Source organism: Geothrix rubra, from assembly GCF_030268065.1.
GTDB lineage: Bacteria > Acidobacteriota > Holophagae > Holophagales > Holophagaceae > Geothrix > Geothrix rubra.
The window spans coordinates 107,751-131,216 of record NZ_BSDD01000007.1; the positions used below are offsets into that span (position 1 = coordinate 107,751).

A 23,466-nucleotide genomic window follows, 5' to 3' on the forward strand; every position below is an offset into this window, starting at 1 on the left:
TCGGTGTTCATCAGCTTTTATCGGTGTCCATCGGTGTTCCGCCTTCCAGGCCCCTGACCCTCACAGCACCTCCAGCACGGGCAGCTTGTCCTGGAGGGTGGTGCGGCCCCGCACGGGCACGACGTCGCCGACGCGGAAGGGGCGCTGCCGGCGCTTGAGGACGGGGGGGAAGGCGACGGCTTCGGCGAGGCCGGTCTCGTCCTCGAAGGTGACGAACTGCATGCGCTGGCCCTGCTCGGTGGCGACGTCCTTGTCGGCCACCACCAGCGCCCAGAAGCGGAGGTCGCGGCCGGGCCTCTCGCCCGCGCCGGCCTTGGCCACATCCGCCGCGCGGTCGGGGCCGCCGCCCCGGCGCACGCGGGCGAGGGCGGCGGGGTGGAGCTCCAGGGTGAGGTCCATCGTCGCCATCTCCAGGTCGGCGCGGTCGAAGGGGTCCGTGGGCCGGGGGCGCACGCCGGCGGGGACGCCGCCCAGCCGCGCCCACATGAGGCGGGTGCGGTCGCCGTCCGGGGACCAGCGATCGAAGGCCCCGGCGGCGCAGAGGGCCTCGGCGGTGGTCACGGAGAGGGCCGTGCGGCCCAGCAGGTCGTCCAGGTCCGCGAAGGGGCCGTGCCGTTCGCGCTCCTCCAGCAGGGCGCGCACCTCCGCCTCCCGGGCCCCCTTCACCTGCAGGAGGCCCACGCGGACGGCCTGCTCGCCCTCGGCGGTGAAGGCCCAGGCCGAGGCGTTGGCGTCGGGGCCCCGCACCACCAGCCGGTGGCGGCGGGCGTCGCCCAGGTAGGCGATGGCCGGGTAGTAGCCGCCCTGGTTGGTGATGACGGAGGCGAAGAACAGGGCAGGATGGTGGGCCTTGATCCAGGCGCTCTCGAAGCTCACCTGGGCGTAGCTGGCCGAATGCGGCTTGCAGAAGGAGTAGCCCGTGAAGGTGCGGATCATGTCCCAGGCCTCCTCCACGGTGGCGGGCCGCACGCCGCGCTCGGCGCAGCCCCGGCGGAACCGTGCCTCGAAGAGGGGCAGCTTCGCCTCGCAGTCGGGCTTGCCCAGCAGCTTGCGGAGCTGGTCGGCGTCGTGGTGGCTCCAGCCCGCCAGGGCCACGCAGACCTTGATGACGTCCTCCTGGTACACCAGCACGCCGAAGCTCTCCGACAGCAGCTCGTTGAACACGGGGTCGCCGGGCTCCCAGGCCTCCTCGCCCCGGCTGCGCTTCACGTAGCGGTCCACCCAGCGGTAGGCCGCCGGGCGGATGAGGCTGGAGTGGATCACCAGGGTCTCGAAGTCCCCCTTCCCCACCCGCTGCTGGAGCTGGCGTGTGGCGGGGCTCTCCACGTAGAAGACGCCGATGCTGTCGCCCCGGGCCAGCAGGTCCCGGGTGGCGGGGTCGTTCCGGGCATGGGTGCCGGGATCGCCCGGCACGCGGTCCCCCAGCACGGCGTAGGCGTCGCGGATGACCGCCAGGCTGCGGTTCCCCAGCAGGTCGATCTTCACCAGGCCGTAGTTCTCCACGCCATCCTTGTCCCAGGTGGTGGTGGACACGCCCTCCTTGGCGGGCGCGGGCTGGAAGGCCGCGTGTTCCCAGAAGGGGCCGGGCGTCACGACGGTGCCCCCGGGGTGCACGGAGAACTGGTGGAAGTGCCCCGTCAGGGCCGCGGCCTGGCGCAGGATCACGTCCCAGGCGGGGTTCTCCGCCGCCCGGTCCAGGCCGCCCTCCCAGCCGCGGACGAACCGGGCCAGCTGCTTGAGCTCGCTGTCGGGCCGCCCATGGGCCTGGGCCACAGCCCGCAGGGCGCCCTTGGGCTTGAAGAAGGCGTGGTTGGCCACCATGGCCACCCGGTCGCGGCCGTAGCGCGCGAAGACCGACTGGATGACGGCGTCGCGCTCGTCCCAGGCGAAGTCGATGTCCATGTCCGGCGGATCCTTGCGCTCCTTCGTGAGGAAGCGCTCGAACATGAGGTTCGTGGCCACGGGATCCACGTTGCTGAGGCCCAGGGCGTAGCTCACCAGGGAGGCCGCGCCGCTGCCCCGGCCGCAGATGCGGGGTGTCGCGCCCTGGGCGGCCCGGACGATGTCCTGCACCAGCAGGAAGTAGCGGGCGAAGCCCTTGTAGGCGATGAGGTCCAGCTCCTGTTCCATGCGGGCCAGCACCGCACCGTCCGCCTTCGGGAACCGCGCGGCCACGCCCGCCCGCACCCGCTCACGCAGGAGGGCATCCAGATCCGCGCCCTCCCGGCCCAGGGGATCCGGCAGCACCCAGCCGCCCCAGTGGAGGGACCAGCCGGCCACCTGCTCCAGCACCGCGGCGGTGGCCTTCGCCACGGCGGGCTCGCAGAAGGGGAAGCGGGCCTCCCAGTCGCCGCGCGGCACGGCGGCCTCCGCGGGATCCCACAGGGCCTCCGTGCGGATGAGGGTGGCCTGCGCCGCGACGGCCCGCTTGAGGCGGTGCATCTCCAGGCCCTCGGCCGTGCGGAAGCGCAGCACCTGCGGCGCCGCCACGGGCAGGCCCGCGCCCAGGGCCTTCCGGGCCTCCCGGGCCCGGCGGGGATGGCCCAGCAGGGCACCGTAGAGGCCCTCCCGCAGGAGCGCGTCCAGGCCCGCGAGGTCCTCCGCCAGCAGCACGCAGCCGCCCGGCGGCTCGGGCTCGCCCAGGCCGGGGATGACGAGGTCGGGGCGCTCCCGGTGGGCCTGGGCCGACAGCAGGCGGTTCAGGGCCGCGTAGCCCGCATCGCTGACGGGCAGCGCGCCGTAGCCGTGCCCGCGCCACGCGAACCGCGCCCCCAGGTGCAGGCGGAAGCCCACCCAGTCCGGATCCGGCGGCAGGCCCTCCAGCTCCCGGGCCTGGTGGATCCACGCCAGCTCCGCCCGCAGCTTCGGATAGCCCGCCACCCCCCGGTCCCAGCAGACCAGGTCCCGGTAGCCCAGGGCCCGCGCCAGGCGCAGCAGCTGCCGCGCCGGATAGACGCCTTCACCCACACTGAAATCGGAGACGCCGAGGGCGAACATGGGGCATGCCAGAGGGGAAAGGAGCTCCACGAGATGTCCGTTCGTCTCGGTATCGGCTCCGCCGATGCCGAGAGGGGCACGAAGAAGCACACGAAGGACACCAAGCGTGATTCGTGCCCTTGTTCGTTGCTTCGTGTCCTTCGTGGATGGCTTTTGGGATGGAGATGTAGGATCAGGGCTGCCAGTCGCGGGGCAGGCCGCAGGCGTCGAGGACGGCGTGGAGGTAGGGCGTGCCGATGCGCAGGGCGCCCCGTTCCGCGAGGCTCACCAGGGCCTGGGAGCGGCCCATCCGTTCGGCGAGCTGGGCCTGGGTGAGGCCGGCCTGGCGGCGGGCGGCGCGCAGGCGCGGGGCCAGGGCCTTCGCCCGGGCGTCTGCCGCGGGGACAGGGCGGCCCTCCAGGAGCGCCTGGACCGACAGATCCTCGTCCAGGCGCGGCCAGTGGATGCCCGTGCCCCGCCCCGTCAAGCGCCAGTCCGCCAGGTCCGCGGCGAAGGCCCCCGCCAGCCGGGGGAAGAAGGCCAGCGGGCAGGCCAGCTCCCGGCCGTCCTGGAGCTGGACCACCAGGCGCCCCCGCTCGAACCAGAGGTGCGCGGCGCGGGGACCGTCAGGGTCCGACATGGACATGGGGTGGCTCACGGGGCTCATGGCTGTAGAAGGAGAACCGGAAGGGCCCTTCCCGGTGGAGGGTGGGGGTCATGGGGCCCTCCTGGATATTAGGCTTTTATTACGCTGTTTCAAGGTGCCCTCCCCGCCCCACCCACCCCGGCAGCACCGCCTGGTCGGGGAAGCGGCGGCGGAGCCTCGCCAGGGCGGGCTCGAGGCGGTCGAGCTTCGCGTTCCGGGGATCCTCGAAGAGGGCCCGCTCGCGGCCCAGGCCCCAGGCCAGGCGCAGCTCCACCTCGCGCACCAGCAGGCGCCGGGTGGCGCCCGCGAGGAAGGCCTGCTGGATGCGGCGGGCCAGCACCAGGGGCGGGGAAGTGAGATCCTCCGGCCCGGCGCGCCAGGCGTGGGGCTCCCCGTCCACGTCCCACCACCGCAGCACCAGCGTGCGCGGGTGGCGGGGGTCGGACCAGAGCCGGTCCAGGCAGCGCACGGCCAGGCCCACCTCCTCCGGCAGGCGGGGGGGCTGCAGGCGCCAGCCGTGGCGGGCGTGGCCGGGGCGCTCCGTGAGCAGGGGGAGGCGCGGCCGGTCCTCGCCGCGGACCCGGGCCCGCAGGTCCGGCGCCAGCTTCGGATTCGTCAGCTCCGCCAGCACGGGCAGGGGCACGGGCTGGAGGTCGCCGAAGGCGCGCAGGCCCAGGCGGCGGAAGCGCTCCTGCAGGCGCGGGGCCAGATCCGGCAGGCGGCGCAGCGGCTGGGGGGCCAGGAAGGCGGCCTCGGCGCCCTCCGCCACCCGCTCCAGGTGCCGCTCCCCGTGGGCGGCGAGCTGGGCGGCGGTGGCGCTCAGGGACAGGCCGCCGTGGCTCTCCCAGCCGTTCCGCGCCGCCAGCTCCCGGCGCATGCGCTCGGCCGTGTCCGCCAGGGGCCCGAAGAGCCGCTGGGTGCCCTGGAGCTCCACCAGGGCCTCCCCCAGGCGCAGGAGCTGGCCCTGGGGCGTCCAGGCCTGGAGGAAGGTGCCCAGCTCCGCCTGCGCCTCCCACCAGACCTGGGGCGAGGGATCCAGCACCCGCAGCCCCCGGGCGGTGCGGAGGGCCTGGTCCATGGGCATGCCCGGCACCAGCCCCTCGGCCCGGCCCAGCCGGTTCACGAACCAGAGGCTGGGCGTGCGGGGCTGCTCGGCGCTCAGGAAGGCCAGGGGCCGGTCCCGCAGGGCCCCGTCCCGGCTGCAGGCCAGCTGGAACGGCAGTTCGGGGACCCACATCGCCAGCACCGGAACCTCCAGGGGGATCCAAGTATGGCGAAAAATTAGCGAAAATCAAGGCCGCCCCGTTTCCAGCCCACCGAACCTTTCGGCGCGGTCCTGCGTTAATGCTCCTTAGGCACCCCCTGCCCTGGAGCGTCGAAACCCCAATGGAGCCCACCCCCCTGCTGGCCCTGGTCCGGAGCGGCGACGAGCTGGCCTGGGAGGCCTTCGTCCGCCGCTTCCAGGGGCGCGTCTTCGGGCTGGCCTACCACTACACGGCGCAGGCCGAGGACGCCCGGGACCTCGCCCAGGAGGTCTTCATCCGGATCTACCAGAACCTGGCCCTGGTCCCCGACGAGGACGGCTGCCTGCCCTGGATCCTCCGCATCACCCGCAACGCCTGCATCGACCACCTGCGGCGGGGGAAGGCCCGGCCGCCCCTCTGGGACCTCTCCGCGGACGAGCTGTTCGACCTCCGGTCTCCGGACCAGAGTCCTGAAGAGGCCCACCTGGAGGCAGTCCGGAAGACGATGGTGCACCGTGCGCTGCAGGAGCTCACGGACCTCAACCGGGAGATCATCCTGCTCAAGGAGATCCAGGGCCTGGGGCTGGAGGAGATCGCCGCCCTCCTGGACGTGCCGGTGGGGACGGTGAAGTCGCGCTCCAGCCGGGCCCGCCTGGAGCTGGCCCAGAAGCTCGCCGCCGCGGGCATGGGAGGCTGAGATGGACACGCGCCCCCGGGATCCGGAAGCCCTGACCCAGGCCATCCTGGCGCGCACCTCGGGGGCGCCCTGCCGGCGCGTCGAGGCCCTGGCCTGCGACTTCGTGGACGGCGGCCTGGACGGCGCGCAGGCGGACCTGCTGCGGGGGCACCTGGCGCACTGCGCCGCGTGCTCGGCGCTCGTGCGCGCCCTGGCGGAGAGCGGGAGGCTCCTGCCCGCCCTGGCCGAGGCGGATCCGGGCCCCTGGTTCACCCAGCGGGTCCTGCGGAGCACCTCGAGGCGGCCCGCCGCACGCGGGACCGATGCGCGCGCGGCCTGGCGGAGGCTCCTGCACCGCCCCCGGATCGCGCTGGAGGCGGCCTACCTGGGCGCGGTGGCCGGAATGATGGGCCTGTACGCCCCGGTGCCCTGGCACAGCCTGGTGCCTCCCGCCCAGGTCTGGACGGCGCCCCTCCAGGGTCCCGCGCAGCGCCTGACGCGGGTGGTGGTGCGGACGGAGCGGCACACGGCCGCCGCGCTGCGCCGGACCTTCCGGCCCCTCAGGGAGACCGCTCCGGCCGGACTCTGGCGGCGGGCCGTCGCCAAGGTGCGCGGCTGGCTGAAGCGGATCGAGGCGGCCCTGAAACAGGCGAACCCCTGAATGCCCCGCTGCGTCTTTCCCTCAGGCACGTGAACCCACGAACCCACCTTCCGAACAGGAGCCAGACATGACCTCCCCCCAAGACTTCGAGCAGGCCCCGCAGGGATCCCCGCGGCCCGCGCCCTATCTCCCCTCTCCGGGCGCACGGCCCGACTACTACCGGGATCCCCGCTACAAGTCCCCGCTGGTGGCGACCGTCCTCTCCCTCATGCCGGGCGTGGGGCAGGTCTACCTGGGGTACACCCAGCTGGGGTTCATCCACGGGACGACGGCCGCGGCGCTGGTCTGCCTCATGTCCACCAACCAGCTGGGCCAGCTCGAGCCGATGGTGGGCATCTTCATGGCGTTCTTCTGGCTCTACAACCTGGTGGATGCCCACCGCCGCGCCGTGCTCCTGAACGAGGCCAGCGCCCGCCTGGAGCGCCCCCGCCTGCCGGATGGCCGCGAGGCGATGTCGGCCGGAGGCCGCCTGGCCGCGGGCGGGCTCCTGATCGCCGCGGGCACGCTCAGCCTCCTCCACCTGCGCTTCGGCGTCTCCATGGCCTGGATCGGCCGCTGGTGGCCCGCCGGGCTCGTCCTGCTGGGCCTCTACCTGGTGATCCGCGCCCTCAGGGACCGCGCCGCGCAGACGAACGCCGCCGACTGACCTCCCGCCGGGAACGGCTTCCCGCCAGCGGATCTCCCGGGACGAGCCGTCCCGCCCTCCCTCCCCCTGCCCTTTCCGCGGCCCCCCGGCCGCCCAGGAGTGCCATGCCCGCCCGCACCATCCTCTCCCTCCTCCTCGCGCCCGTCTGCGCGCTCGTGGCCCAGGCGCCGCCTCCGGCCCCCCTCGATGCCGCCGGCCGGAAGGCCATCCTCGAGACCCTGGCCCTGAAGCTGAAGACCACCTATGTCTTCCCCGAGGTCGCCGGGAAGCTGGCGGCGGCCCTGCAGGCCAAGGCCGCCGCCGGGGGCTACGACGGCGCCGCCACCACCCGGGCCTTCGCGGAGGCCCTCAGCCGGGATCTCCGCGAACTCGGGAACGATGGCCACTTCCGGGTGATCGTGGATCCCCGCTTCAAGGACGAGGACGGCACGAGCGCGCTCCCCACCCGGGAGGAGATCGCCCGCGGCCGCCAGGAGGCCGCCAGCATGGCCTTCGGCCTCGAGAAGCTGGACCGGCTCCCTGGCAACGTCGGGTACCTGGAGATCCGCGGCTTCGGCCCCCCGGAATTCGTGGGCGCCGCCTACGCCCAGGCCCTCTCCCTGCTGGCGGGAAGCGGGGCCGTGATCATCGACCTGCGACGGAACAACGGGGGCAGGCCTGAGAGCGTGGCGCGCCTGATGAGCCATTTCTTCCCCGAAGGCGACAGCCGCCATCTCAACGACATCTACGACCGCCCCTCGGGCAGCACCCAGCAGTTCTGGACGGACCCCTCCGTGGGACCGCGCTTCACGGGCCCGGTGTATGTGCTCACCTCCCGCCGCACCTTTTCCGGCGGCGAGGAGTGCGCCTACGACTTCCAGACCCAGAAGCGCGGCACGCTGGTGGGCGAGACCACCGGCGGAGGCTCCAACCCCGTCAGCCCCATGTCCCTGGGGCGGGGCCTCGTCCTCTTCAATCCCACGGCCCGCAGCATCAATCCCGTCACGAAGACCAACTGGGAGCATGTGGGCGTGAAGCCCGACCTGGCCGTGCCCGCCGCCGATGCGCTGAAGACGGCCTATGCCGCCGCGCTCAAAGGCATCCTCCAGAGGGAGCAGGATCCTGATGAACGCCGGGGCCTGGAGGCCATCCTGGCCCGGGTGGAAAGGGGGGAGCCGGAGACGCCGAGCTACGCCCCCCGCCGGTGAGGGCCCAGGGGCGGGAGCTGGCTCAGGGCTCCATCTGGAACCGGTGGGTGCACTCGACCCAGCTCTCCGACCCGTCCTTGTAGCGCTCCCGCTTCCAGATGGGCACGCGCTGCTTGATCTCGTCCATGATCCAGGCGGCGGCCTGGAAGCTCTCGGCGCGGTGGGCGCTGCTGGCGGCCACGACGACGGCGGCCTCGGTGAGGGGCACGACGCCGATGCGGTGGTGGATGGCGCAGCGGGTGAGGCCGTAGCGCTCGATGGCCCGCTCCCGCAGGAGGCCCAGCTCCTTCTCGGCCATGGGCACGTAGGCCTCGTAGGCCAGTTCCAGCACCGGCCGGCCTTCGTGGTGGTCCCGGGCCCGGCCCTCGAAGAGCACCAGGGCCCCGGCGTGGGGGTCCTCCATGACACTTCGTAAAGCCATCGCGTCCAGGGGCCCGTCCAGCACCGCCACCCAGGGAATCATGCCTGCCTCCCGTGCAACCCCAACCCTACACTGGATCGATTGTGAGGTTGACCATGTCCCATTCCGTCCACGTCGATCCGAACGCTGTCTTCGACACCCTGGGCCGCCACATGCTGGTGGACGGCTTCCACTTGGTGATGGACCTGGAGAAGTCCCACGGATCCTGGATCGTGGATGCCCGGAACGGCCAGAAGTACCTCGACTTCTACACCTTCTTCGCCACGACGCCCCTGGGCCACAACCACCCCCGCCTGGTGGAGCCGGCCTTCCAGGCCCGGCTGGGCTCCATCGCCGTCAACAAGCCGGCCAACTCGGACATCTACACCACGGCCTTCGCCGAGTGGGTGGAGGCCTTCGGGTCCCAGGCCGTGCCCGACACCCTGCCCCACCTCTTCTGGATCGACGGGGGCTCCCTGGCGGTGGAGAACGCCCTCAAGGCCGCCTTCGACTGGAAGGTCCGCAAGAACCTGGCCGCGGGCAAGGGCGAGAAGGGCTCGAAGGTCATCCACTTCCGCGAGGCCTTCCACGGCCGCAGCGGCTACACCCTGAGCCTCACCAACACGGCCGATCCCCGGAAGTACCAGTACTTCCCCAAGTTCGACTGGCCGCGGATCCCCAACCCCAAGATCGAGTTCCCCCAGGACGCCGCGAACGTGGCGAAGGCCGAGGCCGCCGAGGCGGAGGCCGTCGCGGCCATCGAGGCCGCCGTGGCCGCGAACCCCGATGACATCGCCTGCCTCATCGTCGAGCCCATCCAGGGCGAGGGCGGCGACAACCACTTCCGCGGCGAGTTCCTCCGCAAGCTCCGCGTGTTGGCGGATCGCCATGAGTTCCTGCTCATCTTCGACGAAGTGCAAACCGGCTTCGGCGCCACGGGCAAGTGGTGGGCGCACCAGTGGTTCGACGTCCAGCCCGACATCATCAGCTTCGGCAAGAAGACCCAGGTCTGCGGCATCGCCGCCGGCCGCCGCCTGGACGAGGTGGACAGCGTCTTCAAGGTGCCCAGCCGCATCAACAGCACCTGGGGCGGCAACCTGGTGGACATGGTGCGGGGCACCCGCATCCTCGAGGTGATCCAGGAGGAGAACCTCCTGGCGCACGGCGTGAAGCAGGGCGAGCGCCTCCTGAAGGGCCTCCAGGAGATCCACCGCGACTTCCCGGAGTTCACCGCGAACCCCCGCGGACGGGGCCTCTTCTGCGCCCTGGACATCGCCACGCCGGAGCTGCGCAACGCCGTGGTGGCCAAGGGCCACGACCTGGGCATGATGATCCTCTCCACGGGCGTGAAGGGGCTGCGGTTCCGGCCGGCCCTGAACCTCACCACCGAGGACCTGGACCTCGGCGTGGAGCTGCTCCGCACGTCCGTGGCCGAGGTGGCCAGCACCGCCCCCGCGACGGTGGGATGAGCCTCCGGCCGCGGGTCGAGCTCTACTGCGACGGCGCCTGCCTGGGCAATCCCGGCCCGGGCGGCTGGGGCTACCTGCTGCGCGTCCGCGCGTCCGCGGGCGACAGGGAGAAGGAGGCCGCCGGCGCCGAGCCGGAGACCACCAACAACCGCATGGAGCTGAGCGCCGCCATCCGCGGGCTGGAGGCCCTCACCCAGCCCTGCCTGGTGGAGCTCTTCAGCGACAGCCAGTACGTCGTGAAGGGCATCCAGGCCTGGCTTAAGGACTGGAAGCGCCGGGACTGGAAGAAGGCCGACGGCAAGCCCGTCCTCAACGCGGACCTGTGGCAGGCCCTGGACGCCCAGCTGGCGCGGCACCAGGTGGAGGCCCGCTGGGTGCGGGGCCACGCCGGCCATCCCGAGAACGAGCGGGTGGACCGCCTCGCGAACGAGGCGGCCCGCTCGATCTGACTCCAGGCCGGCCGGCTAGCGCTGGCGCGGGAAGCGGTAGAGGATCTCCACCCAGGCCCGGACGGGCTTGCCGTCGCGGGTGGCGGGGGCGAAGGTGGACTTGTTCGCGGCCTCGATGGCGGCGTCGTCGAAGCCGTAGGGACCCGGGATGCCCTGCTTCACCATGACCTTCAGGGGCTGGCCCTGTTCGCCCACGAAGACCCGCAGGTGGACGTCATGCTCCTGGTTGGCTTCCCACCGCATCTGCTTGGCCCGGAGGGGGAACAGCGGGGCGACCTGGTTCACCACGCGGGCCGGCTGTTCCACGACGGGGGCTGACGGGGCCGCCTGGGGCGCCGCGGGCATGGGCCCGGGGGCCGCGGGCTTGGGGGCCTCCTGCATGGGCACGGCCTTGGGGATCTCGGGAACGGGTGCGGCGGGCGGCGGCGGCGGCGGCGGCGCGGCCTGGGCCACGGCGGCAGCCCGGGCCTCGGCGGCCTTCTTCTGCTCGGCCAGCTGCCGCTGCTGCTCATCGGCCTGCTGCCGCTGGCGGTCGAGGTCGGCCTTGCGCTGCTGGGCCTCCTCCAGCTGCTTCTGCAGCTTGGCCTTCTCCTCGGCGGACTTGGTCTCGGAGAGCTGCTTCTGGATGTCGGCGGTCTTCTGGGCCTCGGCCTGGGCCTTGGCATTCAGGTCCGCCTGCTGCTGCTCGAGCTGGACCTTCAGCAGCTGGAGGTCGGCCATCTGCTTCTGGAGGGCCGGGTCGACCTTGGGACGACCGAAGAGGATGTAGCCGAGGCCCAGGACCACCACGGCGGCGATGCCCCCGAGGATGAGCACCGTCTTGTTCTTCTTGTTCTCCTGCTCCTCGGCATGGCCGTCGATGTGTTCCACGCGGGTGGCGCCGCTCCGCAGGCTCTCGCCGGCGGCGGTGTAGGCGAGGTAGTTGTCCCCCTGCTCCGCCTTCATGGCCGACGCGTCGCGGTCGTTCTCCTCCCGGAAGAGGGTGTGCATGAAGAAGGCCATGTTGAAGGTGGTGGGGCTGTATTCGCCATCGTAGAGCACCCGCTCCAGCTCGGCGCTGAAGGCGTCCACGGTGGGGAAGGGCTGGCGGCCGAGCATCAGCCGGCCCAGGAAGGCCCGGATCTCGGCCGGCAGGGGGGCCTCCTCCTGGGCGGCCTTGAGGGTTGCCCGGTCGAGGGTTCCCTGGAGGTCCCCGCCCACGGGGATGCGCTCGAAGGTGAGCAGCTCGTAGAGCAGGGCACCCAGGGCGAAGAGGTCCTGCTGCAGGGGATCGCTCTCGGGGCCCTGGAGGTAGGCCGCCAGCTTCTGCTTCGCCATGGGGGCCTTGGCCAGCATGCTCTTGGCGACGGCGGCGAAGGGGGCGTCGACGATCTGGGTGGCGCCCTCGAAGCTCACCCACACGCTGTGGGGGCTCAGGATGCCGTGGTTCACGCCCTTGGCCTGCATCTGCACGATGCCCTGGGCCACGCCCTGGATCACCGTCAGCGCGTGGTCCACGCCGAAGGGGATCTGCTCCACCTTGGCCTTCTCGATGAGCTGGGCCAGGGTGCGGCCGGGCACGTAGTCCCAGGCCACGTGGGGGCTCTTGCCACCCTCCAGCCGGTAGCCCATCCCGAAGATGCGGGCCCCGCCCAGGAGGGGCACCACGCGCCCGGCCTCCGGCAGCCGAGTGTTCATCCCCGCCTGGAACAGCTCCTCGGAGAAGGTCCGCACCAGCACATGCCGGTCGAAGGTGCTGCCCGCGATCACCACGCCCCGGTGGATGCTGCCGAGGGGGTCCCCGGACAATTCCGAGGCCAGCAGGTAGGACCCGAGGCGCGTGTAGGTGCCCATGTCTGACTCCAATGGATTGCTTGGAAAGATAACGGGAAAGCCGAGATTCGCCTAGCCCATCGGCGCGTCAGGGCGGGAACATGATTCACGGCGCCTGCGGAAGCTCCCACTGGTCCCCCGCCGCCCGCCAGGCCAGGATCCAGAGGTTGGCGGTGGCATAGACGGCATTGGAGAAGGAGAGCTGGAGCTGGGCGTAGGGCACGGACAGTTCATCCCAGGGGCCGATGCGCTTGCCCGTGGCGGCGTCGAAGTGTTCCAGGAGGAGCTGGTTCCGCGCCTGCTTGGTGGCCATGAACCGCTTCAGCGCAGGCTCCGGCTCCAGGCTGCCCCGCACGGCCCAGAAGGGCTCCTGGGTCACCACCAGGTGGGGGAGCTGCTCATCCGCGTAGCCCTCGAAGTCCTCCCGCAGGGGGCTGAGACCCTGGACCGCCGAGGGGTCCAGGAGGAGCTGCACCTGGTGGGCCAGCACGCCCAGCTCCCGGACGATGTCGTCGGGGCCGCGCCGTTCGTCGCTCAGCCGGAGCACGGTGCGGAATTCCGCGGCCACGGCCTCCGCCGTGGGGGGCTCGTCGTTGGCCACGCCGCGGGCCCCGTCCAGGAGCGCCTGGGGATGGGCCCTGAGGAAGGCCGCCATCCGCTTCGGGATGAGCCGCAGGGCCTTGGCCGTCTGGGCTTCGTGCATGCGGGGGGACCAGGCCGCCAGGGGGGCGGAGGCCAGGAGAAGGGCCACCAGGCTGCGGTTCATGGGACCTCGTGGGAGACGGGGGTCTCGTGCAGGGGATCCAGGGGGATGCCCAGGGCCCGGAGGCGGTGGAGCAGCGTGGTCCGGCGCATGCCGAGGCGGCGGGCGGACTCGCTCTTGTTCCAGCCCGTGCCCTGGAGCGCCTCCAGGATCAGGTGCCGCTCCAGGTCCTCCAGGAAGCGGCCCAGGTCCCGGTGCTGGGGCAGGCTGGGGAAGGCCACCGAAGGCACCACGCCGGCCACCGAGGCCGGCAGATCCTGGAGCAGGAGCCGCTCGGGATCGGAGCCCAGGGCCATGGCCCGCTCCACCGCGTTCTCCAGCTCGCGCACGTTGCCCGGCCAGCCGTAGGCCTCCAGGGCCTGCAGGGCGGCGGGCTCCACCTGCTTGAGGGGCAGGCCCAGCTCCCGGGCGAACTTGCGGATGAAGTGGGCCACCAGCACGGGGATGTCGTCCGGATGCTCCTTCAGGGGCTGGAGCTGGATGGGGATCACGTTCAGGCGGTAGTAGAGATCCTCCCGGAACCGGCGCTGGGCCACCAGGGCGCCCAGGTCCTCGTTGGTGGCCGCCAGCAGGCGGAAGTCCGCCTTCACGGTGCGCGTGGACCCCAGGGGCGTGAACTCCCGCTCCTGGATGACCCGCAGCAGCTTCACCTGGAGGCTGAGGGGCATGGTGCCGATCTCGTCCAGGAACAGGGTGCCCCCCTCGGCCTGCTGGAAGCGGCCGGGTCGGTCCGTGCGCGCGTCCGTGTAGGCGCCCCGCACATGGCCGAAGAGCTCGTCCTCCAGCAGCGTCTCGGGGATCGCTCCGCAGTGGATGGGCACGAAGGGCCCGTGGGCCCGGGGGCTCCACTGGTGGATGGCGCGGGCGGCCAGCTCCTTGCCCGTGCCCGAGGGACCCGTGATGAGCACCGTGGAGGGCGAGGGGGCCACCCGCCGCAGCAGCGTCTGGAGGTTCTCCCAGGCGGCGGAACGGCCCACCATCTGCGGCCCGGAGGTCTGGCCCTGGATCTGCTCCCGGAGGCGCTTGTTCTCCTGGTTCAGCTGGGACTTCTCGATGGCCCGCAGCAGCGTGTGCTCCAGCTCCTCGGTCCGGAACGGCTTGGGCACGTAGTCGTAGATGCCCATCTTCATGGCCTGGAGGGCCGTCTCCACCGACGTCGAGCCGGAGAGCACCACGACCACCGTGTCCGGCTTGGCCACGGCCTGCCGCGCCAGTTCCAGGCCGCTGAGGTCCGGCAGCATGAGGTCCACCACCGCCAGGTCGAAGTGTTCGCTGCGCAGGCACTGGGCCGCGCGAAGGCCGGAACCGGTCCCCACGACCTCGTGCCCGTGCCGGGACAGCAGGGTGCCCACCACTTCCAGGATGGTGGGATCGTCGTCCACCAGCAGGGCACGGGCCGGGTTCATGCCTGTCAGGGTCCCCCGGCCCGGAGGCCCCTGTCAAGGTTTGGACAGCCCGGATAGACTCCTTTGATGCTCTCCAGATCTGCTTTGTGGCAGCGCCTGTCCGGGGCGCCCCTTTGGCCCCTCGCCTGGGCCCTGGCCGCGGCCTGCACCCTGCCCTGGCTCCTCCCGGAGCGCTGGGACGGCCGGGTGGCGTTCCCCTGGCTGATCCTGGGCTGGATCGGCCTGGCCCTCTGCCTCCTGCGGGTCCGCTCCCGCCGCTGGGCTGTGGTGCCCCTCGCGGCGATCCTCATGGCGATCACCTTCCTGGGCCTCCAGCGGCAGGCCCGCTGGGAAACCGCCCTCCCCACCGGCTTCCAGGCCGTGGAGGGGCGCATCGACGCGCCCTGGACCCTCCAGGGCGAACGCCTCGGCACCCGCCTGGCGGTGGCCTCGCCCGCCAGCCTCCGGGGCCTGGCCCTGCCCCTGACGGTCCCGGCGGACGGCGAGCAGGCGCCGCCCGCGCCGGGCACGCCGGTGCGGTTGCGCGCGGAGCTGCGCTCCGTCGCCCCGGCCCCGGTGTTCCTGGCGGAGCGGCCCCTCTGGCGGGCCCGCAGCGACGAGGCCCCCCGCCGCATCCACCTCGCCTCCGCCCAGCTGCTGGAACCGCTCGGACCCCCGGCCCCCTCGCCCCTGCTGCGCCTCCAGGTCTTCGTCCGGCGCCGCTTCGAGGCCCTGCCCCTGGACCCCACGGCGAAGGACCTCTGGGGCGCCCTGGCCCTGGGCATCCCGCCCGCCGACGAATCGCACTTCAGCGTGTTCGCGGAGAGCGGCACCATCCACATCCTGGTGGTCTCGGGGCTCCAGGTCACCCTCGTGATGGTGGCCGTGGAGGCCCTCCTGCGCCGCCTGCGGCTGCGCGGGGCCTCGGCCGGATCCATTGCCGCGGGCCTGCTCTACTGCGGCCTGGTGGGCTTCTCCGCCCCCGTGTGGCGGGGCCTCTTCATGGGCGTGGCCTGGGCCCTGGGCCGCACCAGCGGCTGGAAGCTGCCGCCGGTGGCGGGGCTGCACCTGGCCCTGCTCCTCTGGCTGCTGGGCCACCCGGCCGCCGGGGTCGAGCCCGGCTTCCTGCTCGCCTGGTGGGCCCTCCTGGGCCTGCTCTGGGGCGCCGAGCCCCTGGCGGGCCTGGTGGCCCCGCTCCTGGGCCGCCTGGCCCTGCCCTTCGCCCGGCTGGCGGCCCCCTGGCTTTCGACCCTGCCTCTGCTGGCCCTGCTGCACGGCGGGGCGCCGCGCTGGGGCATCCTCGCCAACCTGCTGGTGCTGCCCCTGGTGGCGTTCCTCACGCCCGTCTGCCTCCTGCTGATCCTGGTGCCCCTGCCCGGCCTCACCCCGGCCGCCGCGGCCGTCCTCACCTGGATGGGCGATCGCCTCGTGCCCGCTCTCACCGGCATCGCGCCGCTGGCCACGGGGATCCTCTGGCCCTGGCTCGCCCTGGCCCTGGGCTGGCTCCTCCTCGCCCACCGCCAGGCCCTTCACCGGCGCAGCCGCGCCCTGACGGTGGCCCTGGTGGCCGGTTCACTGGTCCTCCTGGGCACCCGGGGCACCGGTCAGGCCCCCACCACCCTCAGCCTGGAGGCCGTGGACGTGGGCCAGGGGGACGGCCTGCTCCTGCGGGTGCCCGGGGGCGACGCCACCGTGGTGGACACGGGGCCCCTGCCCTGGAGCGGGCGCCGGCTGGTCCGCGTCCTCAGCCGCCGGGGCGTGCGGGAACCGATCCACCTGGTGATCACCCACGCCCACGGGGACCACGCGGGCGGCTGGTCCACCCTGGCCCGGCTCTGGCCCCTGGCCTCCACGGGCGTGCCCGCCACCGCCGACGAGGACGACCCCTGGGCGCCCTACGCCCCGGCCCGGTACGAGGCCCAGGGCCTGCTCCGCGGGGACGCCTGGACGCGGGGTCCGGCGGCCTTCAGCGTCCGCTGGCCGCCGAGGCCCTTCGCCCTGCCCGATCCCAACATGGTGTCCCTCGTGCTCCGGGTGCGCTGGCAGGACCGGGAGCTGTGGCTGATGGGCGACGCCCTGGCGCCCCAGGAACGGGATCTCATGGATCTTGGCGATCCTGGCCTGGCGCCCCACCGGCTGCTGAAGGTGGGCCACCACGGCAGCCGCAACGCCTCGGATCCCGCCTGGATCGCCGCCCTGGATCCCGAGCTCGCGATCATTCCCGCCGGGCTGCGGAACCGCTTCGAGCATCCGCACCGGGAGACGCTCGCCGGACTGGCCGCCCATGGGCTCCAGCCCTGGGTCACGGGCCTCTGCGGCGGCGTGCGCGTGGAGGCGGTCGCAGGCGGGTGGGCCCTCACCACCGGCGACGGACGCCGGGCCTTCACGGCCGTTCGAGGAATCCCGTCCCCCTGAGGGCGGCGATGAGCCGCAGGCTGCCCTCGGCATGGTTGGCCTTCCACTGGGCCTGGGCCTCCGGCCCCACGTCGTTCACGACCACCAGGGCCGCCCCGAAGGGCACGCCGGCGGCCTCGCAGGCCGCGAAGACCCCCGTCAGCTCCAGGTGCTCCACCGGGGCGATGGCCGCCAGGGCCCTCGCCCCCTCTAGGGTGCGGGTGATGGCGGGGGGCACGGCCACGGTCCGGCCCGGCAGCGGCCCCTCCAGGGTGGCGGTCCAGCGGGTGCGCTCGGGGGCGGGCCGGTAGGCGCCGCCGCGGACTTCCTCCAGGGAGGTCGCGATGGCCTCCGTGGCCCACAGGCACTCGAAGAGCCCCAGCCGCTCGTCGTAGCGCCCGCAGGTGCCCAGGAAGACCACGGCCTCCGGCCGGCGCTCCGCCAGGAGCCGCGCGGTCGTGGCCGCGGCGGTCAGCGCCCCCACGCCCGTGCAGGCCGTCTCCCAGCCGTGCGGCGGCGCCTCGGCCAGGGGACCGAGTTCAGGCGGGAAGGCGGCGAGGAGGAGGCCCATGCGCCATGGTCCCGCAGCGGGGATCAGGCGTCGAGGTGGGACAGGGCCCAGGCCGCCACCGGGATCGAGAGACCGTTGCCCAGCAGCCTGTAGCGGGCCTCCCGGGACACCTCGGGCGGAAAGCGGAAGCCCTCCGGCAGGCCCAGGAGCCGCGCCACCTCGGCCGGCGAGAAACGGCGGACACCCAGGGTCGAACGCAGGAAGGAGCCGCTCCCCACGAAGCGCTGGCCGTAGCCGCCGATGAAGCAGGTGCTGCGGCAATCTTCGGCGGTGACGAAGTCCATCCCGTGGCGGTGCCGGGCCAGCGCGGCTTCAGGCAGGTAGAGGGTCCCGTCCTCCTCCGCATCCAGGCATTCGGCGATCCGGCGCGGCGGCAGGTCCGGAAGGGGCCGAGCCGCCAGGGGCCTCCGCGAGGCCACCACGAACACCCGGGGCCGCTGGTTGGGCAGCCCGAAGCGGCTGGGGCAGGCCTGCAGCTCCAGGCGGTGAAGCCCGTGGGCCCGCAGGCGCTCCAGCAGGAGGGCATGGGCGTCCGAGCCCAGGAAGCCGCCCACGTTCTCCAGCACCAGCCGCTCCGGCGGCGCTTCGCGGAAAAGGTCCATGAGGTGGCGGAAGGCCCGGCTGCGCCGGTCGGCCAGCCCGCCGTGGTTGCCCATGCGGCAGAAGGGCTGGCAGGGTGGGCTCAGGAGCCACGTATCGGCGCCGTGGGCGGCCAGCTGCTGGAGCGGGATCGTGGCCAGCTCCCGGGGCTTCGGCTGATCCCCGTGGTTCAGCGCGTAGGTGGCATTGGCCGCCTCGCTGACGTCGTAGGCCGCCGCCACGGCACCCCGGTTCCCGAGGGCCAGCCGCCACCCCCCCAGGCCCGAGAACAGCTCCAGGACGCGCATCAGCCGCAGCCGCCTCCGCACCCGCCGCAGCCGACGAGGGAGACGGTGGTCCCCCGGGCGAGGGTGCGGCCTTCGAGGAAGAGGCGAAGGGCCATGGCCAGCCCTGCGGCGGGGCCCGCCCAGGGAACCACCAGGCCCAGGAGGCCTCCCGCGAGGGCGAGGGCCGCGAGTTCGACCATCGCACGGAGGCGCGCGACGTCGAGATCCAGCGACGGATGCCGGCCCACCAGGCGCCGCTTCGCGAGCCAGAGGGCCAGGAATCCGAGGGTGGCGCCCGCGGCCAGGCCGGACCCCGTGAGGCTCGGCCGGACCGAGCGCCCCTCGGTCCAGGCCAGCACGGAGGCGATGGCCAGGCCCAGGGCCAGCAGGCGGAGGAGGTGGCTGATGGCGCGGAGGGTGCGGCGCTCGCGGTCGAGGCCACGGTTCCCGAAGCCCTCGCGGATGCGCTGCCACAGGTGGAGCGAAGGCGGCACCTGCAGCAGGCAGGCGGCCCCCAGCCCCCAGGCCGCCGGGGCCTCGGCCTGGACCCCGAGGCCGATGGCCGCAGCGCCGGCGACGAGGCCGAAACCGGCCGCGAAGAGGGCCAGCGGGGAGGCGAGGGGCGGTGCGTCCGTCATCGGGTCAGCTTGCGGTACTTGATGCGGTGGGGATCGAAGGGCTTGAGGCCCAGGACGTCCTTCCGGTACTGCTCGTACTCGGTGTAGTTGCCGTCGAAGAATTCCACCTTCGAATCGCCCTCGAAGGCCAGGATGTGGGTGGCCAGGCGGTCCAGGAACCAGCGGTCGTGGCTCACCACCACGGCGCTGCCGGCGAAGGCCTCGATGGCCTCCTCCAGGGCCCGCATGGTGTTCACGTCCAGGTCGTTCGTGGGCTCGTCGAAGAAGAGCAGGTTGGATTCACTCTTGAGGGTGAGGGCCAGGTTCAGCCTGTTCTGCTGCCCGCCGCTCAGCTCGCGCACCTTCTTCTGCTGGGCGTCGCCGGAGAAGCCGAAGCGGCTGAGCCAGGCCCGGGCGTTCACGAGCTTGCCGCCCAGCTCGATCTGCTCATAGCCGCCCGACACCGCCTCGAACACGCTCTTGTCCGGGTCCAGGCCGGCGCGGAGCTGGTCCACGTAGGCCATCTTCACGGTCTCGCCCAGGCGGATCGTCCCGGCATCCGGCGTCTCCTGGCCCGTGAGCAGGCGCAGCAGCGTGGACTTGCCGGCACCGTTGGGGCCGATGACGCCGAGGATGCCGCCCCTGGGGATGGCGAAGGTCAGGTTCTCGAAGAGGACGCGGTCGCCGTAGGCCTTGGTCACGCCCGTCAGCTCGGCCACGAGGTCGCCGAGGCGCGGGCCGCTGGGGATGTAGATCTCCAGCTCCTGCTCCTTCTGCCGGCCCTCCTCGCCCGCCAGCCGCTCGTAGTTGGCGATGCGGGCCTTGCTCTTGGTGTGCTGGCCCTTGGGCGACATGCGGATCCAATCGAGCTCGCGCTCCAGGGTCTTCTGCCGCTTCTGGTCGGACTTCTCCTCACGGGCCAGCCGTCCCTGCTTCTGCTCCAGCCAGCTCGAGTAGTTGCCCTTCCAGGGGATGCCCTCGCCGCGGTCCAGCTCCAGGATCCACTCCGCCACGTGATCCAGGAAATAGCGGTCGTGGGTGACGGCGATGACCGTGCCGGCATAGTCCTGGAGGTGCTTCTCCAACCACGCCACGGTCTCGGCATCGAGATGGTTCGTGGGCTCGTCCAGCAGGAGGATGTCGGGCTTCTGGAGCAGGAGGCGGCAGAGGGCCACACGCCGCCGCTCGCCGCCGGAGAGGACGCCGATCTTCGTCTCCGGATCGGGGCAGCGGAGGGCGTCCATGGCCTGCTCCAGCTGCGTGTCCAGGTCCCAGCAGTCGTGGGCGTCGATCTTCTCCTGCAGCTCGCCCTGCCGGGCCAGCAGCGCATCCATGTCGGCGTCGGGATCGGCGAACCGCTCGGCGATCTCGTTGTATTCCTTCAGCCACGCCACCTTCTCGGCGGCGCCCTCCTCCACCACTTCGCGGACGGTCTTAGCCTCGTCGAGCTTCGGTTCCTGGTCGAGGATGCCCGTGGTGTAGCCCTTGCTCAGCACGGCCTCGCCGTTGAAGTCCGGGTCCACGCCGGCCATGATGCGCAGCACGGTGCTCTTGCCGGATCCGTTGAGGCCCAGCACGCCGATCTTCGCCCCATAGAAGTAGCTGAGGGAGATGTCCTTGATGACGGGCTTGTTGTTGTAGATCTTGCTGACCCGCATCATCGAGTAGATGATCTCAGGCTGCTCGCTGGAGGTCTTGGCCATGGCGGGTTCCGACAAAAAGGCCGCGCGGGGCGCGGCCTTTCCAGGATACCCGAGTCCCGGGGCCTATCCGAGCGCCGCCTGGGCCGCCGCCAGGGTGGCGATGGGCACGCGGTAGGGCGAGCAGCTCACGTAGTCGAGGCCCACCTTGTGGAAGAAGACCACGCTGCGGGGGTCGCCGCCGTGCTCGCCGCAGACGCCCAGCTTGATGCCGGGGCGGGCGGCGCGCCCCTTCTCGCAGGAGATCCGCACCAGCTCGCCGATGCCCTCCTGGTCCAGGCTCTGGAAGGGATCGTCCTCCAGGATCTTCTTCCCGACGTACTCGGGCAGGAAGCTGCCGGCATCATCCCGGCTGAAGCCGAACCCCATCTGGGTGAGGTCGTTGGTGCCGAAGCTGAAGAACTCGGCTTCCTCGGCGATGCGGTCGGAGGTGATGGCCGCCCGGGGGATCTCGATCATGGTGCCGATGGGGCAGCTGAAGGCCGCGCCCCGCTCCTGGTTCACCTGGGCGATCTCGTCGAGCATCTCGACCTTGGTGAAGGCCAGTTCCCGCACGGTGCCGATGAGGGGCACCATGATCTCGGGCACGGCCTTCACGCCCTTCGCGGCCACGTTGAGGGCGGCTTCCGCGATGGCGCGGGTCTGCATGCGGATGAGCTCGGGGTAGGTGATGCCCAGGCGGCAGCCGCGGTGGCCCATCATGGGGTTGAACTCATGAAGCTGGGCCACGCGCCGCTGGACGGTGGCCAGGTCCACGCCCAGCACCTGGGCCATCTCCTTCTGGCCGGCCTCGTCCTGGGGCAGGAACTCGTGGAGCGGGGGATCCAGCAGGCGGATGTTCACGGGCAGCCCGTCCATGGCCGTGAAGATGCCCTCGAAGTCCTCCCGCTGCATGGGGAGCAGCTTGGCCAGGGCCTTCTTCCGGCCTTCGGTGTCCGTGGCCAGGATCATCTCCCGCACCGAGAGGATGCGGTCGCCCTCGAAGAACATGTGCTCGGTGCGGCAGAGGCCGATGCCCTGGGCCCCGAAGGCCCGGGCCACGGCGGCATCGTGGGGCGTGTCCGCGTTGGTGCGCACCTTGAGCCGCTTGGCTTCCCGGCTCCAGGCCATGATCTTCTCGAAGCGGCGGTAGAGCTCGCTGTCGGCGGCCTTCATGCGGCCGTCCACCAGCACCTGGTTCACTTCGGATGGATGGGCGCTCAGCCGGCCCGCGAAGACCTCGCCCGTGGAGCCGTCAATGGAGATCCAGTCCTGGCCGGCCTTGAGCTCATGCTCCCCGACGCGCACCAGGGCCTTCGCCTGGTCGATCTGGATGGCCGAGGCACCGCAGACGCAGGGCTTCCCCATGCCGCGGGCCACCACGGCCGCGTGGCTGGTCATGCCACCCCGGGCCGTGAGGATGCCCTGGGAGGCCACCATGCCCGAGATGTCCTCGGGACTGGTCTCCACCCGGACGAGCACCACCGGGCCTTCCTGCCCCATGCGCTCGGCGTCCTCGGCCGTCAGGGCGATGCGCCCCGTGGCCGCGCCGGGACCCGCGTTCAAGCCCTTCGTGAGGAGCTGGCCCTCCTTGCGCAGCCGTTCCTTCTCCTTGGGATCGAACACCGGGGCCAGGAGCTGGGAGAGGCTGTCGGCGTCGATGCGCTTCAGGGCGACATGGCTGTCGATGAGCCCCTCGTCCACCAGGTCGATGGCGATGCGGATGCCGGCCATGGCCGTGCGCTTCCCGTTGCGGGTCTGCAGCAGGAACAGCTTCCCCCGTTCGATGGTGAATTCGATGTCCTGCATGTCCTTGAAGTGGGTCTCGAGCCGCTTGCAGGTGGCGTCCAGCTCGGCGAAGGCCTCGGGCATGGCCTCCTCGAGGCTCTTGAGCCCGGTGCCCTCCGCCTGGCGGCGCGTGATGGGCTGGGGGGTGCGGATGCCCGCCACCACGTCCTCGCCCTGGGCGTTGATCAGGTACTCACCGTAGAACAGCTTCTCGCCCGTAGCCGGGTCGCGCGTGAAGGCCACGCCCGTCCCGCAATCGTCGCCCATGTTGCCGAAGACCATGCTCTGCACGTTCACCGCGGTGCCCCAGTCGTCCGAGAACCGGTGCAGCCGGCGGTAGGTGATGGCCCGGGGCGTGTTCCAGCTCTCGAACACGGCGCGGATGGCCCCCCAGAGCTGATCCATCGGATCCTGCGGGAAGGCCTTCCCGGTCTCCTCGTGCACGATGTCCTTGAAGGCCGTCACGAGGACCTTCCAATCCTCGGCCGAGAGGTCCGTGTCCTGGTGCTTGCCCAGGCGCTCCTTGGCGCGCTCCAGCTCGGCCTCGAAGAGGGCGTGCTCCACTCCGAGCACCACGTTGCTGTACATCGTGATGAAGCGGCGGTAGGAGTCCCAGGCGAAACGGGGATTGCCGCTGGCGGCCACCAGGGCCCCGACGGTGGTGTCGTTGAGTCCGAGGTTCAGCACCGTGTCCATCATGCCCGGCATGGACACCCGCGCACCGGAGCGCACGGAGAGCAGCAGGGGGTTCGGGCCGGCCCCGAAGGTGCAGGCACGGACGCCTTCCAGCCACCGGAGCGCCTGGAGCACTTCCGCCTTCAGCGGTTCGGCGAGCTGGCGGCCGTTCGCATAATAGGCGCCGCACTGCTCGGTGGTCAGGGTGAAGCCCGGGGGCACCGGAATCCCGAGGCCAGCCATCTCGGCCAGGTTGCAGCCTTTACCGCCCAGCAGATCGCGCATCGCGGCGCTGCCCTCGTTGCGGTTCCCCCCGAAGGTGTAAACACCTTTGCCCATCGATATCCTCCACGCGGAACCCCCAGTGTATCCGGAGGCGTACGCGAAAATCCCCCGCCATTGCGGGGGACCGGACAGAAAAATCGGGCCATCCATGAGGGATGGCCCGATTGTGAATTAACGTCGCAGCGACCTACTTTTCCACTCCTGTGGGGAGCAGTATCATCGGCCCTCCGGGTCTTAACTGCCGTGTTCGGGATGGGAACGGGTGTGACCCCCGGGG

At 72.0% G+C, this 23,466-nt stretch carries 20 protein-coding genes and 1 rRNA gene; 7 read left to right on the plus strand and 14 right to left on the minus strand.

From position 1 onward, the window contains the following. Nucleotides 1–60 precede the first annotated feature (60 nt). The 4 genes from QSJ33_RS15355 to QSJ33_RS15370 form a co-directional block, all read right to left on the minus strand. Nucleotides 61–2,997, minus strand: a complete 2,937-nt coding sequence (locus tag QSJ33_RS15355) for a helix-hairpin-helix domain-containing protein (RefSeq protein WP_285727821.1) — start codon at nucleotides 2,995–2,997, stop codon at nucleotides 61–63. A 172-nt stretch (nucleotides 2,998–3,169) separates the two neighbouring features. Then, nucleotides 3,170–3,622 (minus strand): DUF2442 domain-containing protein, encoded by a 453-nt coding sequence (locus tag QSJ33_RS15360; RefSeq protein ID WP_285727823.1) that lies wholly within the window; start codon nucleotides 3,620–3,622, stop codon nucleotides 3,170–3,172. Further along, entirely contained in the window at nucleotides 3,603–3,695 is a 93-nt protein-coding gene (locus tag QSJ33_RS15365; RefSeq protein WP_285727825.1) for a DUF4160 domain-containing protein, read from the minus strand. Before QSJ33_RS15365 ends, QSJ33_RS15360 begins: the two co-directional genes overlap by 20 nt. A 27-nt stretch (nucleotides 3,696–3,722) precedes the next feature. After that, the gene (locus QSJ33_RS15370; RefSeq protein ID WP_285727863.1) at nucleotides 3,723–4,859 is read right to left on the minus strand and encodes a Y-family DNA polymerase; all 1,137 of its coding nucleotides are present in this window, start codon (nucleotides 4,857–4,859) and stop codon (nucleotides 3,723–3,725) included. 149 nt (nucleotides 4,860–5,008) lie between these two features. Between QSJ33_RS15370 and QSJ33_RS15375 the strand changes: the two genes are divergently transcribed. The 4 genes from QSJ33_RS15375 to QSJ33_RS15390 all read left to right on the plus strand — a co-directional run bounded on the left by QSJ33_RS15375 (nucleotide 5,009) and on the right by QSJ33_RS15390 (nucleotide 8,036). After that, nucleotides 5,009–5,563: an RNA polymerase sigma factor gene (locus QSJ33_RS15375; protein ID WP_285727827.1), complete on the plus strand. Its 555-nt coding sequence runs from the start codon at nucleotides 5,009–5,011 to the stop codon at nucleotides 5,561–5,563. A 1-nt stretch (nucleotide 5,564) separates the two neighbouring features. Beyond that, entirely contained in the window at nucleotides 5,565–6,203 is a 639-nt protein-coding gene (locus QSJ33_RS15380; RefSeq protein WP_285727829.1) for a zf-HC2 domain-containing protein, read from the plus strand. 67 nt (nucleotides 6,204–6,270) lie between these two features. After that, the gene (locus QSJ33_RS15385; RefSeq protein WP_285727831.1) at nucleotides 6,271–6,849 is read left to right on the plus strand and encodes a hypothetical protein; all 579 of its coding nucleotides are present in this window, start codon (nucleotides 6,271–6,273) and stop codon (nucleotides 6,847–6,849) included. Nucleotides 6,850–6,953: 104 nt separating this feature from the next. After that, complete coding sequence (locus QSJ33_RS15390) at nucleotides 6,954–8,036, plus strand: S41 family peptidase (RefSeq protein ID WP_285727833.1); 1,083 nt, start codon at nucleotides 6,954–6,956, stop codon at nucleotides 8,034–8,036. Between the two features lie 22 nt (nucleotides 8,037–8,058). Here the strand turns inward: QSJ33_RS15390 and QSJ33_RS15395 are convergent, their stop codons facing one another. After that, entirely contained in the window at nucleotides 8,059–8,499 is a 441-nt protein-coding gene (locus tag QSJ33_RS15395) for a molybdenum cofactor biosynthesis protein MoaE (RefSeq protein WP_285727835.1), read from the minus strand. A 53-nt stretch (nucleotides 8,500–8,552) separates the two neighbouring features. Between QSJ33_RS15395 and lat the strand changes: the two genes are divergently transcribed. Both lat and rnhA read left to right on the plus strand, forming a co-directional pair. Beyond that, nucleotides 8,553–9,905 carry an L-lysine 6-transaminase gene (gene lat / locus QSJ33_RS15400; protein ID WP_285727837.1) on the plus strand — a complete coding sequence of 451 codons (1,353 nt, stop codon included), beginning with the start codon at nucleotides 8,553–8,555 and terminating at the stop codon, nucleotides 9,903–9,905. Continuing rightward, nucleotides 9,902–10,354, plus strand: coding sequence for a ribonuclease HI (rnhA, locus tag QSJ33_RS15405; protein ID WP_285727840.1), 453 nt, complete (start codon nucleotides 9,902–9,904; stop codon nucleotides 10,352–10,354). Before lat ends, rnhA begins: the two co-directional genes overlap by 4 nt. A 15-nt stretch (nucleotides 10,355–10,369) precedes the next feature. Here rnhA and QSJ33_RS15410 read toward each other — a convergent pair whose 3' ends face one another. The 3 genes from QSJ33_RS15410 to QSJ33_RS15420 all read right to left on the minus strand — a co-directional run bounded on the left by QSJ33_RS15410 (nucleotide 10,370) and on the right by QSJ33_RS15420 (nucleotide 14,335). Further along, on the minus strand, nucleotides 10,370–12,187 hold the full coding sequence (locus tag QSJ33_RS15410; RefSeq protein WP_285727842.1) for an energy transducer TonB: 1,818 nt from the start codon (nucleotides 12,185–12,187) through the stop codon (nucleotides 10,370–10,372). A gap of 85 nt (nucleotides 12,188–12,272) precedes the next feature. Then, nucleotides 12,273–12,932 (minus strand): hypothetical protein, encoded by a 660-nt coding sequence (locus tag QSJ33_RS15415; RefSeq protein ID WP_285727845.1) that lies wholly within the window; start codon nucleotides 12,930–12,932, stop codon nucleotides 12,273–12,275. Further along, a complete protein-coding gene (locus QSJ33_RS15420) occupies nucleotides 12,929–14,335 on the minus strand; it encodes a sigma-54-dependent transcriptional regulator (RefSeq protein ID WP_285727847.1) in 1,407 nt (468 codons plus the stop codon). The genes QSJ33_RS15415 and QSJ33_RS15420 overlap by 4 nt, the downstream gene beginning before the upstream one ends. 66 nt (nucleotides 14,336–14,401) lie before the next feature. On the opposite strand from QSJ33_RS15420, the gene QSJ33_RS15425 reads away from it, so the two are divergent. After that, nucleotides 14,402–16,729, plus strand: coding sequence for a ComEC/Rec2 family competence protein (locus QSJ33_RS15425; protein WP_285727849.1), 2,328 nt, complete (start codon nucleotides 14,402–14,404; stop codon nucleotides 16,727–16,729). Here QSJ33_RS15425 and QSJ33_RS15430 read toward each other — a convergent pair. The 6 genes from QSJ33_RS15430 to rrf form a co-directional block, all read right to left on the minus strand. Continuing rightward, a complete protein-coding gene (locus QSJ33_RS15430) occupies nucleotides 16,698–17,279 on the minus strand; it encodes a phosphorylase family protein (RefSeq protein ID WP_285727851.1) in 582 nt (193 codons plus the stop codon). The genes QSJ33_RS15425 and QSJ33_RS15430 overlap by 32 nt on opposite strands. A gap of 23 nt (nucleotides 17,280–17,302) precedes the next feature. Then, complete coding sequence (locus tag QSJ33_RS15435; protein WP_285727853.1) at nucleotides 17,303–18,166, minus strand: DNA cytosine methyltransferase; 864 nt, start codon at nucleotides 18,164–18,166, stop codon at nucleotides 17,303–17,305. After that, entirely contained in the window at nucleotides 18,166–18,783 is a 618-nt protein-coding gene (locus tag QSJ33_RS15440; protein WP_285727855.1) for a hypothetical protein, read from the minus strand. Before QSJ33_RS15440 ends, QSJ33_RS15435 begins: the two co-directional genes overlap by 1 nt. Then, the gene (gene ettA, locus QSJ33_RS15445; RefSeq protein ID WP_285727857.1) at nucleotides 18,780–20,465 is read right to left on the minus strand and encodes an energy-dependent translational throttle protein EttA; all 1,686 of its coding nucleotides are present in this window, start codon (nucleotides 20,463–20,465) and stop codon (nucleotides 18,780–18,782) included. The genes QSJ33_RS15440 and ettA overlap by 4 nt, the downstream gene beginning before the upstream one ends. Before the next feature lie 63 nt (nucleotides 20,466–20,528). Continuing rightward, nucleotides 20,529–23,243: a pyruvate, phosphate dikinase gene (gene ppdK, locus QSJ33_RS15450; RefSeq protein ID WP_285727859.1), complete on the minus strand. Its 2,715-nt coding sequence runs from the start codon at nucleotides 23,241–23,243 to the stop codon at nucleotides 20,529–20,531. 120 nt (nucleotides 23,244–23,363) lie between these two features. Beyond that, nucleotides 23,364–23,466: ribosomal RNA gene (gene rrf / locus QSJ33_RS15455) — 5S ribosomal RNA — on the minus strand; the annotation flags it as partial.

Bases quoted from the DNA above. Each gene is read 5' to 3' on its own strand.
- QSJ33_RS15380 (WP_285727829.1), top strand. From the start codon at position 5,565: ATGGACACGCGCCCCCGGGATCCGGAAGCCCTGACCCAGGCCATCCTG.
- QSJ33_RS15370 (WP_285727863.1), bottom strand. From the start codon at position 4,859: ATGTGGGTCCCCGAACTGCCGTTCCAGCTGGCCTGCAGCCGGGACGGG.
- rnhA (WP_285727840.1), top strand. From the start codon at position 9,902: ATGAGCCTCCGGCCGCGGGTCGAGCTCTACTGCGACGGCGCCTGCCTG.
- QSJ33_RS15435 (WP_285727853.1), bottom strand. From the start codon at position 18,166: ATGCGCGTCCTGGAGCTGTTCTCGGGCCTGGGGGGGTGGCGGCTGGCC.
- ppdK (WP_285727859.1), bottom strand. From the start codon at position 23,243: ATGGGCAAAGGTGTTTACACCTTCGGGGGGAACCGCAACGAGGGCAGC.
- QSJ33_RS15375 (WP_285727827.1), top strand. From the start codon at position 5,009: ATGGAGCCCACCCCCCTGCTGGCCCTGGTCCGGAGCGGCGACGAGCTG.
- QSJ33_RS15390 (WP_285727833.1), top strand. From the start codon at position 6,954: ATGCCCGCCCGCACCATCCTCTCCCTCCTCCTCGCGCCCGTCTGCGCG.
- QSJ33_RS15395 (WP_285727835.1), bottom strand. From the start codon at position 8,499: ATGATTCCCTGGGTGGCGGTGCTGGACGGGCCCCTGGACGCGATGGCT.
- QSJ33_RS15385 (WP_285727831.1), top strand. From the start codon at position 6,271: ATGACCTCCCCCCAAGACTTCGAGCAGGCCCCGCAGGGATCCCCGCGG.
- QSJ33_RS15360 (WP_285727823.1), bottom strand. From the start codon at position 3,622: ATGTCCATGTCGGACCCTGACGGTCCCCGCGCCGCGCACCTCTGGTTC.
- ettA (WP_285727857.1), bottom strand. From the start codon at position 20,465: ATGGCCAAGACCTCCAGCGAGCAGCCTGAGATCATCTACTCGATGATG.
- QSJ33_RS15365 (WP_285727825.1), bottom strand. From the start codon at position 3,695: ATGACCCCCACCCTCCACCGGGAAGGGCCCTTCCGGTTCTCCTTCTAC.
- QSJ33_RS15410 (WP_285727842.1), bottom strand. From the start codon at position 12,187: ATGGGCACCTACACGCGCCTCGGGTCCTACCTGCTGGCCTCGGAATTG.
- QSJ33_RS15440 (WP_285727855.1), bottom strand. From the start codon at position 18,783: ATGACGGACGCACCGCCCCTCGCCTCCCCGCTGGCCCTCTTCGCGGCC.
- QSJ33_RS15420 (WP_285727847.1), bottom strand. From the start codon at position 14,335: ATGAACCCGGCCCGTGCCCTGCTGGTGGACGACGATCCCACCATCCTG.
- QSJ33_RS15425 (WP_285727849.1), top strand. From the start codon at position 14,402: ATGCTCTCCAGATCTGCTTTGTGGCAGCGCCTGTCCGGGGCGCCCCTT.
- QSJ33_RS15430 (WP_285727851.1), bottom strand. From the start codon at position 17,279: ATGGGCCTCCTCCTCGCCGCCTTCCCGCCTGAACTCGGTCCCCTGGCC.
- QSJ33_RS15355 (WP_285727821.1), bottom strand. From the start codon at position 2,997: ATGTTCGCCCTCGGCGTCTCCGATTTCAGTGTGGGTGAAGGCGTCTAT.
- QSJ33_RS15415 (WP_285727845.1), bottom strand. From the start codon at position 12,932: ATGAACCGCAGCCTGGTGGCCCTTCTCCTGGCCTCCGCCCCCCTGGCG.
- lat (WP_285727837.1), top strand. From the start codon at position 8,553: ATGTCCCATTCCGTCCACGTCGATCCGAACGCTGTCTTCGACACCCTG.